Annotated in this window: 14 protein-coding genes and 1 tRNA gene; 3 read left to right on the top strand and 12 right to left on the bottom strand. The window is 55.1% G+C overall.

Going from position 1 to position 17,261, the window contains the following annotated elements; all coding sequences use genetic code 11:
• Positions 1–3 precede the first annotated feature (3 nt).
• The 5 genes from OSB_RS06445 to OSB_RS06425 form a co-directional block, all read right to left on the bottom strand.
• Positions 4–1,662 carry an FAD-dependent oxidoreductase gene (locus OSB_RS06445; RefSeq protein WP_049834211.1) on the bottom strand — a complete coding sequence of 553 codons (1,659 nt, stop codon included), beginning with the start codon at positions 1,660–1,662 and terminating at the stop codon, positions 4–6.
• Positions 1,659–2,651 (bottom strand): ABC transporter ATP-binding protein, encoded by a 993-nt coding sequence (locus OSB_RS16585; protein ID WP_049834210.1) that lies wholly within the window; start codon positions 2,649–2,651, stop codon positions 1,659–1,661. The genes OSB_RS06445 and OSB_RS16585 overlap by 4 nt, the downstream gene beginning before the upstream one ends.
• Positions 2,648–4,618 (bottom strand): dipeptide/oligopeptide/nickel ABC transporter permease/ATP-binding protein, encoded by a 1,971-nt coding sequence (locus OSB_RS06435; protein ID WP_049834209.1) that lies wholly within the window; start codon positions 4,616–4,618, stop codon positions 2,648–2,650. The genes OSB_RS16585 and OSB_RS06435 overlap by 4 nt, the downstream gene beginning before the upstream one ends.
• Positions 4,615–5,562 carry an ABC transporter permease gene (locus OSB_RS06430; protein ID WP_049834208.1) on the bottom strand — a complete coding sequence of 316 codons (948 nt, stop codon included), beginning with the start codon at positions 5,560–5,562 and terminating at the stop codon, positions 4,615–4,617. Before OSB_RS06430 ends, OSB_RS06435 begins: the two co-directional genes overlap by 4 nt.
• A 65-nt stretch (positions 5,563–5,627) precedes the next feature.
• Positions 5,628–7,127, bottom strand: a complete 1,500-nt coding sequence (locus OSB_RS06425) for an ABC transporter substrate-binding protein (protein WP_049834207.1) — start codon at positions 7,125–7,127, stop codon at positions 5,628–5,630.
• 255 nt (positions 7,128–7,382) lie between these two features.
• Here OSB_RS06425 and OSB_RS06420 point away from each other — a divergent pair, with 255 nt between their 5' ends.
• The 3 genes from OSB_RS06420 (at position 7,383) to OSB_RS06410 (ending at position 10,425) form a co-directional block, all read left to right on the top strand.
• Positions 7,383–7,862: a MarR family winged helix-turn-helix transcriptional regulator gene (locus tag OSB_RS06420; protein WP_158454106.1), complete on the top strand. Its 480-nt coding sequence runs from the start codon at positions 7,383–7,385 to the stop codon at positions 7,860–7,862.
• A 32-nt stretch (positions 7,863–7,894) separates the two neighbouring features.
• The gene (locus OSB_RS06415) at positions 7,895–8,734 is read left to right on the top strand and encodes a ferredoxin--NADP reductase (protein WP_049834205.1); all 840 of its coding nucleotides are present in this window, start codon (positions 7,895–7,897) and stop codon (positions 8,732–8,734) included.
• 62 nt (positions 8,735–8,796) lie between these two features.
• Positions 8,797–10,425, top strand: a complete 1,629-nt coding sequence (locus OSB_RS06410) for an alkaline phosphatase family protein (protein WP_049834204.1) — start codon at positions 8,797–8,799, stop codon at positions 10,423–10,425.
• Between the two features lie 356 nt (positions 10,426–10,781).
• Here OSB_RS06410 and OSB_RS06405 read toward each other — a convergent pair.
• The 7 genes from OSB_RS06405 to OSB_RS16580 form a co-directional block, all read right to left on the bottom strand.
• Positions 10,782–10,871: transfer RNA gene (locus OSB_RS06405), tRNA-Ser, on the bottom strand.
• A gap of 58 nt (positions 10,872–10,929) precedes the next feature.
• Positions 10,930–11,295, bottom strand: coding sequence for a hypothetical protein (locus tag OSB_RS06400; RefSeq protein ID WP_049834203.1), 366 nt, complete (start codon positions 11,293–11,295; stop codon positions 10,930–10,932).
• Positions 11,292–12,011 carry an alanyl-tRNA editing protein gene (locus tag OSB_RS06395; RefSeq protein WP_049834202.1) on the bottom strand — a complete coding sequence of 240 codons (720 nt, stop codon included), beginning with the start codon at positions 12,009–12,011 and terminating at the stop codon, positions 11,292–11,294. Before OSB_RS06395 ends, OSB_RS06400 begins: the two co-directional genes overlap by 4 nt.
• Positions 12,008–14,404: a DUF3772 domain-containing protein gene (locus OSB_RS06390; RefSeq protein ID WP_049834201.1), complete on the bottom strand. Its 2,397-nt coding sequence runs from the start codon at positions 14,402–14,404 to the stop codon at positions 12,008–12,010. The genes OSB_RS06395 and OSB_RS06390 overlap by 4 nt, the downstream gene beginning before the upstream one ends.
• Positions 14,401–15,438, bottom strand: coding sequence for a cysteine synthase A (locus OSB_RS06385; protein ID WP_049834200.1), 1,038 nt, complete (start codon positions 15,436–15,438; stop codon positions 14,401–14,403). The genes OSB_RS06390 and OSB_RS06385 overlap by 4 nt, the downstream gene beginning before the upstream one ends.
• Before the next feature lie 50 nt (positions 15,439–15,488).
• Positions 15,489–16,607, bottom strand: a complete 1,119-nt coding sequence (locus OSB_RS06380; RefSeq protein ID WP_049834199.1) for an NUDIX domain-containing protein — start codon at positions 16,605–16,607, stop codon at positions 15,489–15,491.
• Positions 16,607–17,047 carry a TrgA family protein gene (locus OSB_RS16580; protein ID WP_074202201.1) on the bottom strand — a complete coding sequence of 147 codons (441 nt, stop codon included), beginning with the start codon at positions 17,045–17,047 and terminating at the stop codon, positions 16,607–16,609. Before OSB_RS16580 ends, OSB_RS06380 begins: the two co-directional genes overlap by 1 nt.
• Positions 17,048–17,261: the final 214 nt, after the last annotated feature.

The following is a 17,261-nucleotide window of genomic DNA, read 5'->3' as shown; positions in this document are numbered from 1 at the left end:
TTTCTACCTTGCTGTTTCTTCGGCAGTTGGGATGACTTCGTTCGGCAAACGCCATTCGTAGCGTTCGACGTAGGGGCGCGACAAATCCGGTTTCCATTCATCGGGGACCAGCTCTTTCTCAAGCACCATCTTTCCGTCTTGCTCACCGATCAAAACCCAAGCAAGCCAGTCGTCGTCACGCGATGGGAAGTCTTCTCGATAATGGCAGCCGCGACTTTCGGTGCGGAACAATCCGGCACGTAGACGCATCTCGGCGTTGAGGACCATGTTGGCGGTTTCATGAACCAAACGAAGTTCATGTGCGTCTTTGGCGTACATTTTCGGCACAAGATGATCGCGCATGAATTCAATCAACGTCAGAGTGGCCTGCAATCGATCCCCGTCTTTCACCATCAAGACAAAGTACGGCATCATGTAGCCCTGCAATAGGTTCGTAACCCAGCCAGGGGAATACCCGCCTTTGCGTTCCATGGGCGCAAGTATTCTTGTTCGTGTCTCTTCAATCTGTTCGGGCGTGATGCTTGTCTGATCGATTGTCGCCGCATAGACGGCAGCAGCCGTTCCAGCGCGTGCGCCTGTCACGGTACAATTGGCGGACGACAAGCCCATTGCCGCATAGGTGGCACCGCTGGCCATAGATCCGAGAGCATCACCAGCTGCGTACAAGCCGGGCACGCCACTCCAGCCGTTCATGTCTTTGGCCCAAACGCCCTCGGCCTTGTGAATAGACATACCGAGCGCGCCGCCACCTACCAAGGTGCGTCCTTCAACCCGCTCACCTTCGGGGTGGAACTGTATTGGCGCGCGCCCTGCGTGGGCTTCAAATTCTAATTCCAGAAACAGGGTGCCACGTTGAGACACGACATCACCCTCAGCGTTCGTTAGATGCCCCTGAGGCGGCCCTTTGTCTTCGAGCTTTTGACCACCGAACTTGAACTGCCAGTTAAAGTCCGCGGGTTTTTCTGCGCTCGTTGGATGCGGATCCATGAACTCTTTTCCGGTGATCGAAGCACCGGCACGGTAGGCCATAGCATCCCCATCGCCAGTCAAACTATGAATTGGCCAGTGCGGGCCTTTCATGCCACTTGCACCCGTCGCTAACACCACTGATTTGCATTCAATGACAGTGAGCGCAGTGCCCTTAATTCCAAAACCGACGGCACCGACAACCTTTCCGTCCCGCACGAGCAGATCGTTGATCATACGCCGATAGAGGATATTAACGCCCCGTGCCAAGGCCTGTTCGCGCAGAACGGTTGGAACTTTCGCTGGCTCCATGAACAGCGTTTTCGCAGGGCCAAGTTTCGCAGTCTTGCGGAAAAGCGTTCCATCGTCATGTTTCGCAAACTCAACACCCCACTCGACGAGTTCCTCGTAACGATCGTGGGATTCAACAAAGCCTGCTTTCGTCCATTCGCGGTGATTAACATGCTCGCCAACCTGGCCGATCATATCCATCCACTCATCGAGATTGTCGCCCCAGTCCTCATTGAAAACGAGGAAACTATCGACGTATGGCGACTGGCCAGATCGGCTCATGTAACCTTTGTCGATAAGGGTAACACTGGCGCCAGCATCAGCGGCCTTGATTGCCGCATACCCGCCAGCGATACCGCCGCCGATTACAAGCACATCAGTCTTCATCACGCGTTCTTTGGTCATGATCTTTCCTGTTTCAGTAAGTGGCAACGGCCCTGCCCGCCGTCTGTTATTTTTTCGACTTCGGGGAGCTTGCTGTGGCATATGTCCATGACTTCAGGACAGCGAGTCCGGAACGGACAGCCTTCGGAACCTCTAGGTGCGAGCTGCGCCGATCCGTAGTTACGCCGCACATCTGCGCGCAAGCGTTGGCGTTCAGGGTCGGCCACCGGCGTCGAGGCGACGAGCATTTTCGTATAAGGGTGTTGCGGGTTTGCGAACACCTGTTCGGTCGGACCTTCTTCTACCAATCGGCCTTGCAACATCACGCCAATGCGTTGGCTGATATGTCGTACGGTGCCAAGATCATGGGAGATGAACAGATAGGTCACGCCGGTTTCCGCCTGTAGATCGCGAAACAGGTTTACGATCTGACCCGCGACAGAAACATCGAGTGCGCTGGTTGGTTCGTCACACAGGATTACCTTGGGCTGGACAGCCAAGGCACGGGCAATCGCAATGCGCTGCCGCTGACCTCCTGACAATTCGCTTGGAAGCCGCCCAGCGATCGCGGAAGGGAGTTGTACGAGGTCCAACAATCGCGCCGCTTCTTGACGCTGTTCATGCGCAGTGCCAGTCGCGAGGTGATGTTTCTTAAGGACTTGAGCGATCGCGTCCCCGATTGTCATGGACGGGTTGAGCGCCGAGGTTGGGTCTTGAAATACAGCCTGCACTTCACGGCGGAATGATTTGAGCGCCTCACCCTTGGGACTGGAAACGTCTTTGCCGTTTAATATGATTTGGCCCGACGTTACCGGAGCCAGCTGAAGAACGGCTCTGGCAACCGTAGACTTGCCTGAGCCGGACTCGCCGACCAACCCAAAAGTTTGGCCCGGCGCTACGGACAAGCTGACACCGTCAACTGCGCAAAATCCTTCGGGCTTAACAAACAGCCCCCTCTGCCCGGGGTAGGTTACGTTCAGATCGTTAATGGCGAGCATTGGCGTGGTCATAATGGCGTCCGATCTCGCAAGTTGAAGTCTAATTCATCGACGCGTCGACAACGGGCATGGTGGTCTTCTGTCAGCGTAAACATAGCGACCGGCCCTGCTGCGCAAGCGTCGTGCGCAAAGTCACACCGTGCGTGGAAGCGGCACCCAAGCGGGAATTCAGTGGCTGAAGGAACACTGCCTTCGATAACGAACATCTCATCCGAAACAATCTCGGGCTCAGGAGAAGCGTTCAACAACGCTGCGGTGTAAGGGTGGCGAGGGCGTTTAAACAACTCGCCAACCGGCCCGTCTTCAACGACTTCGCCCGCGTACATTACAACCACCTGATCACAGATTTCGGCAATGGCACCCATGTCGTGGGATATGAAGAGAAGCGACATTCCCATGTCGGCTTGGATCTCTTTCAATAAATCGAGCACTTGACCCTGTACCGTAACGTCGAGGGCACTGGTCGGTTCATCAACGATCAGGGTTTCAGGTTTACACGCGAGCACGCGAGCAAGACCGACGCGCTGAGCCATGCCGCCTGACAACTGGTGCGGATAGGTGTTGATGATCTCTTGCGGGTTTGGAATGCGAACTTTGCTCAACAGCTCGAGCGCGACTGCGGTTGCGGCATTTGTATCGAGACCTTGGTGATGTTTGATCACTTCGCGCAATTGGGACCCCACCGTTCGGGTCGGGTTCATTGACGCGTGGGGTTCTTGATACATGATGGCGATGCGACGGCCACGGATCTGTTCCCATTCATCACGGCTGTTCCCGACAAGTTCTTGCCCATCAAGCTTGATTGAGCCCTCATTGACCAAGATCGCTGAGGGCAGCATCCCGACAATGGAATAGGCGGTCATGCTTTTTCCTGAACCGGACTCGCCCACCACGCCCACAGTTTCGCCGGGCTTAAGGGAAAACGCGACATCGCGAATGAGCCTGATCGGTTCCCCCCGAACGGCCGGTATCGACACAGAAACGTTTGAAAGCTGGAGACCCTTTTCAACTGTGGCGTCGTCACTGGCTTGGCGGTCATTGGGCAGGCCACCACCGTGCAAAGCCATCATGACCTTGCTTGGCGTCGGAATGTCGTGCTTGCGATCCAATGCTCGCAGGATCCCATCGGCGAGAAGGTTGAACGCAACCACGTTGAGGATCAGCGCGATGCCTGGTGGAACGATGAGGAACGGTTCTCTGATGAGCAATTCCCGAGCGGTGGCAAGCATACGGCCCCAAGTCGGGGTATCTAGCGGCACGCCAAGCCCCAAGAAACTCAGCTCGGACTCCAGTACAATCACGACACCCATGGTGATCGCCATCAGAACGATCAACGGTGGCAACGCGTTTGGCAAAATCTCACGCAGGATGATGTGGAAATCGGAAAAACCAAGCACTTTGGCGTTTTCAACGTAGGTTTGTTCGCGCTGCGCAAGCACCGCTGCTCGCGCGTGTCGGACATAGATCGCTGACAGCAAAACACCAACCGCCGCCATTGCGGGGATAAGCCCGGGAGGCAGCAATGTGAATGCGGCAATCAGCATAATGAGGCCAGGCAACGCGATGAACAGATTCACGACCCACATAATTGAACGCTCAGTACGTCCACCAAAATAGCCCGCAGCTAGTCCGGTTGGTATCCCGATAAGCGCGGCTGTGCTTACTCCAACCAGAATAGAAATGGCTGCGTATCGATAGCCCCAGATCAGCTGGCTGAATACGTCGCGACCGAGATCATCCGTGCCAAGCAAATGATCCATGCTTGGTCCGACCAACACGTTGCGCAGGCTTTGCGCAGAAGGATCATGCGGCGCAATCCAAGGTGCAAAGACAGCTATAAATATCTCAATGGCGATGATGACGAGCGCAAAGACAACGCGCGGTTGGCTTCGAAGGTTACGCAAAAGCCGTCGGTTCGGCGTGTCAGGCGTCGCCTTAGAAGTCTTGGAAACGGAGTTTTTGGAAATGACTGTGCTCATGAAATTCGCACCTTTGGATTTAGCCACGCATAGCTTAAATCAACAACCAAGTTGACGATGATCACAGCCCCCGAGAGCACCAAAACAGCGGCCTGTACCGATGGCAGATCTCTGGTTTGCACGGCGGAAATTAAATACGGACCCAAGCCTGGGAGGCCGAAAACGTTTTCAACCACCACGGATGACCCGATGACGACTGTGGCTCGAAAGCCAATGTCAGTCACAATAGGGAGCATCGAATTTCTCATGACGTGACCACGCACGACCGCGTTTTCACTGAAGCCTAAGGCTCGGGTTGCTTGCACATGGCGTGCATCCAACCCCTTTAGAACCGCAGATCGTGTCTGGCGGCTGAGTGAGGCTGCACCCGGAATACCAATCGCAAACCATGGTAATACCATGCGCACCACCCATTCCAGCGGACTGTCGCTAAACGGCACGTAGCCGCCAAACGGAATGAGCTGGAGCCAAACAGAGAAAATCACAGCGAGGACGAGTGCTGCATAAAACGGCGGGACCGCAATCACCGTGGACGCAACGACGTTGATCGCTGTGTCGAGCTTGGAACCCGCGCGCCTTGCGGACACCACTCCGGCGGTGATGCCGATGATCGCGCCGACCATCAATCCGCCGATTGCCAATTGGAATGTCACGATCGCCTTTGGTCCAATACGCGTCGATACGGCTTGGCCGTCAGAAAAGGAATTCCCGAAATCCCCTTTCAGCATTCCCATCGCCCAATTCACGTATTGAACGACAACCGGCTGGTCGAGGCCGAGCTCGGCCTCCAGCTCCGCCACGGCTTCGACTGTGCGCATGTTAGCGGGCAGCAGAAGGTCAACCGCACTCCCGGGCAATGCCACGGCGATGGCAAAAATCAGAAACGACAAGACGATCAGCATAACGAGCGCCCCGACGAGTTTTCGCCCAAAAAATATCAACATTTGATGACTTTCACCTTATCGACCTAGCAATGTATGAGCCCGCCATCAGCGGGCTCATGCGCTCTCTAGTCTGCGAACCGCATGGACCGCCAAGTCGGTGTAGCCGGCATGTGCATGCGCAGGTTTACACCTTCGAGGTTTGGTCCGGTTACGACGGGTCCACTGAAGTTCGCTACGAAAATGATGTTGTTCGCTTCAGTAAACTGCTTCAACAACTCGGTCCAAAGTGCATCTGCATCTTCAGGCGCCGCTGCGGAAGCTTCTTCAAACAAGGCCATCAACTCAGGATCCTCGACCCCAAACGGATTAAAGAGCCCTCTTGGAAGCATGTACTGCTCAAGGAAGTCTTTCGGGTGAAGGACTTCTACAGGTGCGTAGACCATACCGAAATTACCGCTCAGGTATGTTGCAACATGTGGCAGATCGACCGGAACCAAATTGGCGCTGATACCCACATTCTGGAGCAACCCGCCAAGCGCCTGAGTGCGTTTTCCGAAGATGAAAGCAACGGGCAAATCTACTTCAAGATCGCTGACCCCTGCTTCTTCAAGGAGCGCGCTCGCCTTGTCGGGATCATAGGTGTAATTTGTCAGATCATCGATGTGCCAAGGGGATGCGGGGTCTGAGTAAAGCTGATTGGTTACAGACCCAATACCGCCTTCGATCACGTCGACCAGAGCCTCGCGGTCAACCGCATACTGAAGAGCTTCCCTCACAAGTGGGTCGGCCAGTTCGGGCGCCATTGTGCCATCACGATCCATTGGCACGAGAGCGAAGACAACCGACTTGTTCTCGGACACCGTAAACCCTTGCTCCGTCAAGGCGGCTGCGTCGGCGCCTGTAATATGCACGCCGTCCATGTCACCATTCGTCAGTGCTGCAGCGCGTGCAACCGGCTCAGGTACTCCGTTGATCTGGACCGCATCAAAGCCTTGCTGCGACAGGTCATAAAAGCCGTCAAACGCGTCGAAGTGATAAAGCGATCCGTCGATACCCGCATCCGCGTTGTACACATAAGGTCCAGTCCCAAGCGGCGTCGTGTTGGCTGTTTCCAAGCCTTGGGGGCTGATCATCATGCCAGGTTGGCGCGCCAACGCATAGATAAGCACGGGATCAGGAGACTTCAGATTGAGGCGCACTTCATGCGAGCCAATAACCTCGACGGAGTCGATGGAATTCAATCGGAAAGCAATCGGAGGCAGGGCGTTTGCCTGCGTGTGTTCGAGGTTTGCCTTTACGGCCTCAGCATCAAAGGGCGTTCCGTCATGGAAAACCACGCCTTCGCGCAATTGCATGGTGATGGTGCTGCCGTCGATAGTCCACGACGTGGCCAGACTTGGTTCAAGCATGCCATCAAGATCTTCGACCACAAGCGAGTCGTACATCAGCGTAAGTTGCGCCATCGTTCCGGCTGGAATTGCTTGATCTGGGTTCAGTGGGAACGTTGGTGGGATGAAAGTGCCCCAGCGCAGGGTGCCTCTTTCTCCGTCTTCCGCCATCGCGGTGCCAATTGCCGAGGCGGATACACCCAGCCCAACAATCAAACCTAGTATTTTGCTATTCATTTCGTCTTCCTCCCTAGTGTTATTATCCTCGATGGACGCGAATGCCGGGATGTAGATCCATTCAACGAAATGCGACCATCTGAGGTCTGTGCCGTGAAGCTCCTTCTTCGTGGTCGAACGCAAACCCCGCAGACTTTGCGATGCGTTTCCTTGTTAAAATCAGCTCCTCCCAAAGCTGATTTAACCCTCACGTTTGATTACGCTCACATGAACTTTGTACTTGCAAAAAACAAAAGTCAATATATTAACTTTGGTATGGTTGACCGCATTCCCCAGTTCCACCCTATCCTGCATGCCGCCCAGATTATCTCTGACAAGCTGCGCGAAGATCTTGCCGGTTTCGGTGGAACCTCGACGCAAGGCCGCGTCTTGGATGTCATCGACCGTCTTGAAGACCCAGTGCCCGCGCGCGTTGGAGAAGCACTTAGCCTGACGGCATCCGCGATGAGTCAAATGGTGCAACGGTTGCGCAAGGCAGGATTGATTGAACCATCCACTCGAACGCAAGGGCGCGCCTATTCAGAGCAGCTCGTGCTATCTGCAAACGGTAAGGATTTTCTGCATAAGACCCGCCAAACTTGGGATCAGATCGAACGAGACCTCATAGAGATCGTCGGCGAAGACGCTTTGGCGAACATGTTTCATACAAGTTACGATATTGTTCAGGGCCTTGGCGCACACCCACCCTTTCCTAGGGATATTCACATGGCGAAAAAACGAAACGATGTTTCTTAGCGCTACCATCTGAAAATGAGGAAGTAACACCCGTGACTGACCCATCAACTGCACCCACCAAAACCGTCCCCGCCCTGCCCGATGCGCAGACCGTGACCGAGGTTAAACACTATACCGACCGCCTGTTCAGCTTTCGTTGTACGCGCCCTGCATCATTACGGTTCCGGTCCGGTGAATTTGTCATGATTGGCCTGATGGGCGAACCACACCCCGAGACAGGCAAAGTAAAACCGCTATTGCGCGCCTATTCTATCGCATCCCCTTCATGGGACGAAGAAATGGAATTCTATTCCATCAAGGTCCCTGACGGCCCATTAACATCGCGCCTTCAGCACATCAAAGTTGGCGACGAGGTTATCCTGCGCCCCAAACCAGTCGGGACCTTGGTTCACGACGCTTTGATCCCCGGCAAACGTCTTTGGTTCTTTGCAACCGGCACTGGCTTTGCGCCTTTTGCATCCCTTTTGCGCGAGCCGCAGACCTATGAAGACTACGATGAGATCATCATCACCCACACCTGCCGCGAAGTCGGTGAACTTACGTATGGCCGTGACCTGATCGAAGATTTGAAATCGGATGAGTTGCTTAACGATGTGATCGGTGAAGGCTTCAGGAAGAAGATCAAATATTACCCGACCACAACGCGCGAAGAGAGCCCAAAGATGGGCCGCATTACAGACCTTATGAAGTCTGGCGAGGCGTTTGAAGATCTTGGCGTACCGCCATTGAACGCGCAAACCGATCGCGCAATGATCTGTGGCAACATGGCGTTCAATCTTGAACTCAAGGACATGTTTGAAAACTATGGCCTTGAAGAAGGCGCAAATTCAAAGCCTGCGCATTATGTGGTCGAGAAAGCGTTTTTGGACTGAATTCGAAAGCGAAAGAACGTTCGATCGTTTCCGCATTTCGCAGAACAAGAAGTGGAAAAGATATGAGTAAGGCCAAAAACGTACTCTTCATTATGGCTGACCAATTGCGCTGGGATTACCTCAGTTGCTACGGTGCGACGCATATTGACACCCCCAACCTTGATTGGCTGGCGTCCCAAGGCATGCGGTTCAACAAAACCTACGTCCAGTCACCCATTTGCGGCCCCAGCCGGATGAGTTTTTATACGGGGCGCTATACTCGTAGCCATGGAGCGACGTGGAACGGGTTTCCGCTGCGCGTTGGGGAACCCACGCTGGGCGATCATCTGCGCGAAGCAGGTGCAAAATGTGCGCTTGTTGGCAAAACTCACATGCTTCCGGATGCAGAGGGTATGAAACGCCTAGGCATCACACCTGAAAGCACCATCGGGGCCTTGGTCGCGCAATGCGGCTTTGAGGAATACGTGCGCGACGACGGCGAGAACCATACCGACTGTCCCATGCGCCGTGGGGAAGACTACGATAGATATCTGCGTGAAAACGGCATGGACGGCGATAACCCTTGGGAAGAATGGGCCAACACGGCCATCGGGCCCGACGGTGAAATGTGCTCTGGTTGGATGCTAGAGAACTCTGGCCTCCCCGCGCGAGTGCCAAAGGAGCATTCGGAATCGGCGTGGCTGACCACTCGCGGTATCGATTTCATTGAAGAACAAGGCGACCAGCCATGGCTGTGTCACCTGAGTTACATCAAACCCCACTGGCCCTATCTTGCGCCTGCCCCCTACAATGACATGTACGGGCCAAGCGACTTGCCGCCCGTAAACCGCAGCGACGCTGAGCGCCAAACCGATCATCCGTTGATGCAGGCATGGATGGACATGCGGGTTAACCAAACCTTCTCAGGCGAGGAGCTCCGCAACATCGTGGCACCCGTTTACATGGGGCTGATCAAAGAGCTCGACGATCAAATGGGCCGTCTGTTCGCCTATCTACGCGACACGGGGCGGATGGACGACACCATGATCGTGTTCTGCTCTGATCACGGCGACAACATGGGCGATCACTGGATGGGCGAAAAAGACCTTTTCTTTGACTGCTCTGCCCGAATTCCGTTAATCGTCTATGATCCGCGCAGCGAAGCCGATGCAACACGGGGCACGTCAACCGACGCCTTAGTTGAGGCGATTGATCTTACGCCGACGTTCCTTGAATTCATGGGCGGGGAGGCGAAACCGCACATTATAGAAGGCCGTTCTCTTTCGACATTACTGCACGATACGGGGGACGATTGGCGGACCTATGCGGTGTCGGAATACGATTATTCTACCCGCGCAGCCCGCAAACCGTTGGGCCTTGATCAAGGCGACGCGCGACTGACGATGATCTTCGACGGACGTTGGAAATATATCCACGTTGAGAAAATGCGCCCATTGCTGTTTGACCTACAATCCGATCCTGATGAGCTTGTCGATCTTGGCAACGATCCCGCTCACGCAGACCAGATTGAACGGCTGGCGGCGCTTCACTTTGACTGGGCGCGTAAACACCACACCCGAATTACGCGATCCGCAGGTTTCATCGACATGATGTCGAACAAAGGCGAACCCCCGGGCGTCTATATTGGCGTTCGGAACAAAGAAGAGAATGAGGCTATGGGGCGGGATCTGCCCCCCCATGTCACACGATAGTTGCCTTTCGCTAAAGAGTTCGCCCGCAAGTTGGTTTGATGTCTGCGGCCGAGTTTATTGCTGATCAATTACTCTGACCGCTCGCACCAAATTTAAGGTCCGCATTTCGTCCCCCTGTGGGCCATCGTGGAATGGGAATTGAACTCTCTTTCCGTCGCGAAGGTCTTCCCGCTGGCACCCTGCCCCATGAACATCCATGGGGTATCCTCCCATAACGCATCCCGCAATCGACCTACCGTGTAGAATATTGTGTAGCAATTTCGGGGTGTTAGATTGATCCACACTGCATGGAAAACACCTTTAAGGAGCTTACTATGCCAAAGGATCGGGTTTCATGCGGGTGGTAGAAAAGGTCATGGCGGACAGACAGGGATTCGAACCCTGGAGACGGTCTCCCGCCTACACACTTTCCAGGCGTGCGCCTTCGACCACTCGGCCACCTGTCCGTGAGGGGCGTTTAGCCAATAAAGCCCTACCTTTGCAAGAGGCGTTTGCCGCTTTGTTCTAGTTTTTACGCGTGCCAAGCAGAAGTGCCGCAATCAGGACCTCACCCGCTGCCGCCAACAGGATCATCGGTGCGGCAGTCCCTTGCATCCAGGCCAGCACTCCGGTCATGGCGACACCGGCAAACATAACCGCAAAACCCAAAGCGACAGCCTCGCGCAACTTACTGTGCGCAGCGCTGGACGCGGCCCATAAAACGATCACTGGAGCCAGAAACATAGGCGCAGCGCGGCGTGTCATGAATTGCGCGCTTTGGTTTGTTTCAACGCCGTAAAGCGGCGAATAGGCTTGCGGGGCAAACAAGAATATCACGAACAAGATCGCGCAGACAAGCACCACAAGGCGGGCTGTCAGCTGAAACGTCATGTGTCCAAGTGCAAGTAAACGCGGCGGTTTTGCTTGCCCTTCTTTTCGACCTTACCCAAACGAACGCGCCCGATCTCAGATGTGTAACGGACGTGCGTTCCGCCGCAGGGCTGCAAGTCGGCGGTGTTTTCACCCTCACCGATGCGAACAAGGCGGATGCGCCCTGCCCCTTTGGGTGGCGCAACGGACATGGTTTTCACAAGCTCGGGCTTTGCGGCCAGTTCTTCTTCGCTGATCCATTCGTTGCTGACTGCAAAATCACACTCAATGAGCTTGTTCAGTGTGTCTTCTAACGCGGCTTTGTCTTCAATCGCGTCGGGCATATCGAAATCAAGCCGCCCCTTTTCTGTACCGATAGACCCGCCTGTCACAGGCAGCGGTATGACCACCGACAACAAGTGCAGTGCCGTGTGCACGCGCATGTGGCGATGGCGGCGTTCCCAGTTCAGCACTTGCGTTACAACCGCGCCCACCGCTGGCATTGCGTTAGGTTCAGCTGGAACAAGAATGATTGCGCCGCCCTCGCCTTTCACAGCCGTTGCGATTTCGATCTCACCACCGTCCCAGGTCAGTTTCCCACTGTCGCCCGGTTGCCCGCCACTGGTGGCGTAGAAGATCGTTTCGTCCAGAATAATACCGCCTTCGTCCGTCACGGCAAACACCCGCGCCGCAGCGTCACGCTGATAAGCATCTTCAATGAACAATGGCTTGGTCATGCTTTTGTGTCACCTTTCGGTTTGCTTGGCTTTCGGGCTGGCCGTTTAGCGCCAAAATCCAACGCCTCAGGATTGCGCAACCAGATGTCGCGCTGCCCGAACGGAATTTCGATCCCTTCCGCCACAAAGCGCTTGGCGATTGCGTGGTTCATTTCGGATTTGACGGACAGCACGTAATTCACATCCCGCAAAATCGCGCGGATCTCAAAGTTAAGGCTGTCGGCTCCGAATTCTTGGAAGACAACAGACGGCGGCGGATTCAACAGCACCATCGGGTGCGCCTCGGCGATCTCTTGCAAGATGCCAGCGATCATATCGGTATCAGTGCCGTAAGCCACGCCAACCGGAACGATCACACGGCCCACGTTGTTGCCACGGGTCCAGTTGGTGACCTGATTGCTGACAAGATCGGCATTGGGAACGATGACGTCTGTGCGATCAAAGGTCTCAATCCGGGTTGAGCGCACCGAGATGTCGCGCACATAGCCCATCTGCCCGCCGACCTCGATCCAATCGCCCTGAGAGATCGGGCGCTCAATAAGCAGGATGATCCCAGCCACGAAGTTGGACACGATGTTTTGCAAACCAAAACCAATACCAACGGACAATGCACCGGCAACAATCGCCAAACCGCTAAGGTCGATCCCTGCAGTCGCAATCGCGACAACGGCGGCCAAGATTATCCCGACATACCCCATGCCAGAGACAACAGCATTCTGCCCGCCAGCATCCATTTTGGTACGTGGCAAAACGGTTGAGCGCAGCGCACCTTGGACCATTCGGGTGATGGTGTAGCCGATGACGAATACAATTGCGAACAACAGGAAGTTGCTTGGTGAAATCGTGGTGTCGCCAATGCTGAACCCTTCGCGGAATCGCGTCCAAAGCTCGGTCATATCAGTGACTTGTGCGCCCCAGATCAACGCAAAAACAGGCAAGGAAAGAAGAACGAGAATAAAACCGATCAACACAGGGATCAGCGCCTCAGACGCGACACCCTCGCCTTTGGAAAACAGCGCATAGGCATCAACCGATAAACGCTGCAAAAGCAACAAAACAGCCAAGACCATGACCGACAAGCTCGCTGGGAAAATGACATCCTCAAAGGCATTGGCGTATCCCAAACACGCCAAAACAAAACCACCTACCGCTGCAAGCATCAGTCCGCGACCTACTGTCGTCCGTAAGCCAGCCCGAAACTGTCGCGATGCATCATCGCGCATATCAGCGGCGCTTTTGCGGATAATTTTTCCGAACAAATACAGTGCCCACGCAAGCAAAAAGCCGAACGGGAACATCACCAATGCTTCGGATGCCGTGCTGAAATTATTGGACGATACGAACACGGAAACGAGCCCGAACAACGCCATAGCATAGCCCAGAATGATAAGCCGCGTATGCGTCCGTGATGACACCTGCGGTGACATCCCAAGTGGATGCGCATCTTCGTCCATGTTGTACGGTGCCAACTGCCCCGCAAGCCAATGCCCGACGATGGCCAGAAACCCGTATAGCGGAATTACCTCGATAAGCGCACCTAAGCGACGCCCAGACATGCCTGTAAATTCGAGTGCCTTTGCCAGCGCAACAACCCCGACGAGCGGAATGATGATTTGCCCAAGCGACAGGACAAACTGCGCAACCGCGTGGCCGCGCCGAAAGCGGGACGCTATTGCATTTGCCCCGATCAGGTACCAAGCCCGCCCGCGGAACAAAAACACCAGCGCAAGCGCGAGAAGCGCGAAAATGGCAGGCAGGTTGCTGACGAGTTCGGACTGCCGGCTTGGGTTGGTGATTTCACTTTCCACCTCTGCCTTAACGCCAAGCGCGGCGTCTCCAACAGACTCCCATGTTGTGGCCCATCCGCTTGGGTTCAACGGAGACAGGGTGCGCGTCAAGAACGTCTGTGTTTGCCGTTCGCGGATCAGATTGTCGATCTCGCCAATAAGCCCATCGGCTTGTGTGTGGGCTTCGGTCGCCAATGTGGCGGGCACACTTAGCTCATTCAGTTGTGCCGTCAGCTCAGAGCGACGAGTAGCAACGCGCGTGTCCTCCTCCCCGCTTTCCGGTGCATCACCGAGCGCGGCAATCTGCGAACTTACTGTCGCAATGCGCGGCCCATTTAAAGACTGGCGCTCAAGGAAAGTATCACGCCAATCCGCAAGCTCGCCGCGCAGTTCCGCGAGAACCGAGTTGGACGCGAGGCCCGCTTCAATCGCCGTTTCGACACGGTTGGCGAACGTATCCCATTCGGCCTCATCGCTAAATGTACCCACAAGCGGAGAAACCACGAACTGATCCAGAGGCTCTAGCGGCACGGTTGTTTCGTCTTGTGACCAAGCTGGCGACGCGACGATCAAAAGTGCGATCAACAGGCCTCTAAGGAAGGTCATACGTCTTCAAATACCGTTGGAATTTCAAGCGGCTCTTTGTCCAACCAATTTGGCACGGGTAGCCCTTTTTCCCGCAGGAATTCAGGGTTGAAAAGCTTGGACTGATAGCGCGTTCCGTAATCGCACAGAATCGTCACGATCGTGTGGCCCGGCCCCATGTCTTTGGCCATCCGAACGGCACCAGCGATGTTCACACCACTTGAACCGCCCAAACACAGGCCTTCGTTTTGGAGCAGATCAAACACATAGGGCAAAGCATCCGCATCGTGGATGTTATAGTTGTAATCCGGCGTCAGGCCTTCAAGGTTTTTGGTGATGCGCACCTGACCGATGCCCTCGTTTATAGAGCTTCCGTCAGTCATGGTCAGCTCACCTTTGGTGTAATAGTTGAACAGCGCTGCCCCGTCTGGGTCCGCAAGGCCGATCTTTACGCCCTTAGGCTGGAGCGCCATCGCGACACCTGCCAGCGTACCGCCAGATCCAACAGCACAGATGAACCCGTCAACCTTACCACCCGTCTGTTCCCAAATCTCAGGCGCAGTGGTTTCGATATGGGCTTGGCGGTTGGCGACGTTGTCAAACTGGTTGGCCCAGATCACACCTTCGTTGGTGTTGCGGGCCAGCTCGTTTGCGAGCCGTTCAGAATAGCGAACAAAGTTGTTCGGGTTGCGGTACGGCGCCGCTGGGACTTGCACCAGTTCAGCCCCTGCAAGGCGCAGCATTTCTTTCTTTTCTTCCGATTGCGTTTCGGGAATGACAATGACCGTCTTGAACCCCATCGACGCGCCAACCAGTGCAAGGCCGATGCCGGTGTTTCCGGCCGTGCCTTCGACAATCGTGCCACCCGGTTTCAGCAGCCCCTTGGCCACTGCATCACGGATAATGAATAACGCCGCGCGGTCCTTAACCGATTGACCGGGGTTCATAAATTCCGCTTTGCCCAAAATCTCGCACCCTGTCTCCTCAGAGGCGGCTTTCAGACGGATAAGGGGTGTGTTGCCAACTGCGTCAGCGAGGTCAGTTCGGATGGTCATTGGTGCGCCTTTCACATTTGTTACTGGTGTAGGCGAGCGTTCGCACACCTTCAAGCAGATGCGCGCAATGTCTCACGATTACGTGCCAACCAATGCCCTGCCACAAGCAGCGGCAAAAGCCTGTATTCGCCAGCGTTCAACGCATCATCAAAGTCCGCCCAATCCATAACCTGCGAGCGGATATCTTCAGCCTCTGACAGCTTACCCGCGATACCTTCTGCCCCATCAGGTAAGTCGGTGATGCCGATGAAAACATAGAAGTGCTCTGTCGTTGATCCAGGGCTTGGGTAGGCCGCTGACACGCATTGAAGGGACGAAATATTAATACCCGCCTCTTCTTTCGCCTCGCGGATCGCGGCTTCTTCGGGGCCTTCGCCGGGGTCAATGCGTCCCGCGACGGGTTCCATCGTCCACGGGTTCGGATCGCCGCGAAAATATGCACCGGGGCGGAACTGTTCGACCAGCATCACGCGGTCCCGCACTGGGTCATAGGGCAGTACAATAGCCGCATCCACGCCAACGAAAACCGCACGATTTACCGGCTCTGACATTGACCCATCAAAACGGCGAAACGTAAAGTCCAACTCTTCCACGTTGAAAAAACCAGCGTATTGCTTGCGCGCTTCGATCAGATGCACATCCGCGCGCCCCATGCCGCCCCCACCAGACGAGCTCGCAGCGCGGTGCTGGGACGCCGCGCGCGCCATCATACTCTCATAAAGCGCGCCCATCTGCTGCGCAGTCATGGTTCCAAGGGCCGCCATCGCCTCACGCGCCGCGATTTTGGTCACTGCGCCAAGCTCGGAAATCCATTGTTGACGGTTCCACGGTTCCGCAGGCGTCCAACGCCCTTGCGCTGGCACATAGGCGGTGACGCTGCGCGGTGCCTGATCCTTATCGAGGACAACAAAATCAACGCGATCATAGTCGAATGCTTTTTCGTAGAAGTCCAATCGCTCAAGCTGCGTGTCGCTCAGGCCTTCAATAACCACGCCTTCGGCAACACTGTCGGCGTCTTCATGCATCATCGGAAACTCATGGCCATCAACACGGCTCACACGGTAACCGGGACGAACGGCCCATGTAATACGCTTGGCTATGTCGCAATCACCACTCACCACTTCCAAAAGTGGCATGTGCAGCAAAGTGCCGAAAATGAATAGGTCCATTAGGTGAACCGCCGACCGAACACCTCAGTCACGAGGCCGCCGACCACGCCACCGACCAGCAATGTGGTGATGATTTCCGGCGTCAGGATCATCAGCCCGTGCTCCATAAACAACGCAAAGACGTCCGTCACAGCTTCACCGGCGCCATCATAGCGTTTGCGCAAGGAACGCTCGATCATCACAACAAAGGAATTAAAGAACAAAGCCATCACGACCATAGAGACCAATGCGGTCAGCCCATAGCTAAATGACGCAACATATCCCGTTCCCGCCCGCGGCCCTGCGACAGTCCAACCAGCGACCAAACCAAAGAACGTGTTCACTTCTTGGAACAACCCTAAATTCGTTCCCTCAGGGAACAGAGGTACAATCAGAGTCGTTGTGTACCAAGCAAGCGCCCCAAACAGGATCGCCCCGATCAATCTTCCCATAGTCGGCATTGTTCTGCTCCTCAGCTTTAACGCTGCCCGACTTTTTTCACGCCTTTGGTCGGTTCACCGTGATCTGCGTTACAACGCAAATACCCCCCCGAAAGGCCCCCGCGCAAGAGGCGAGGTAAAAGTTCCGTATCAGCCAGACGCATTCACACACCCAAATCAAAGAAAGACGGTGCTTTCACGCCACCCATTTGCTTTTGTTTTATAAAGATCCCCG

It is taken from the genome of Octadecabacter temperatus, from assembly GCF_001187845.1.
In the GTDB taxonomy this organism is placed as follows: domain Bacteria; phylum Pseudomonadota; class Alphaproteobacteria; order Rhodobacterales; family Rhodobacteraceae; genus Octadecabacter; species Octadecabacter temperatus.
Note: the sequence above shows the minus strand (reverse complement) of the source record. Positions and strands in the feature narration are given on the sequence as shown.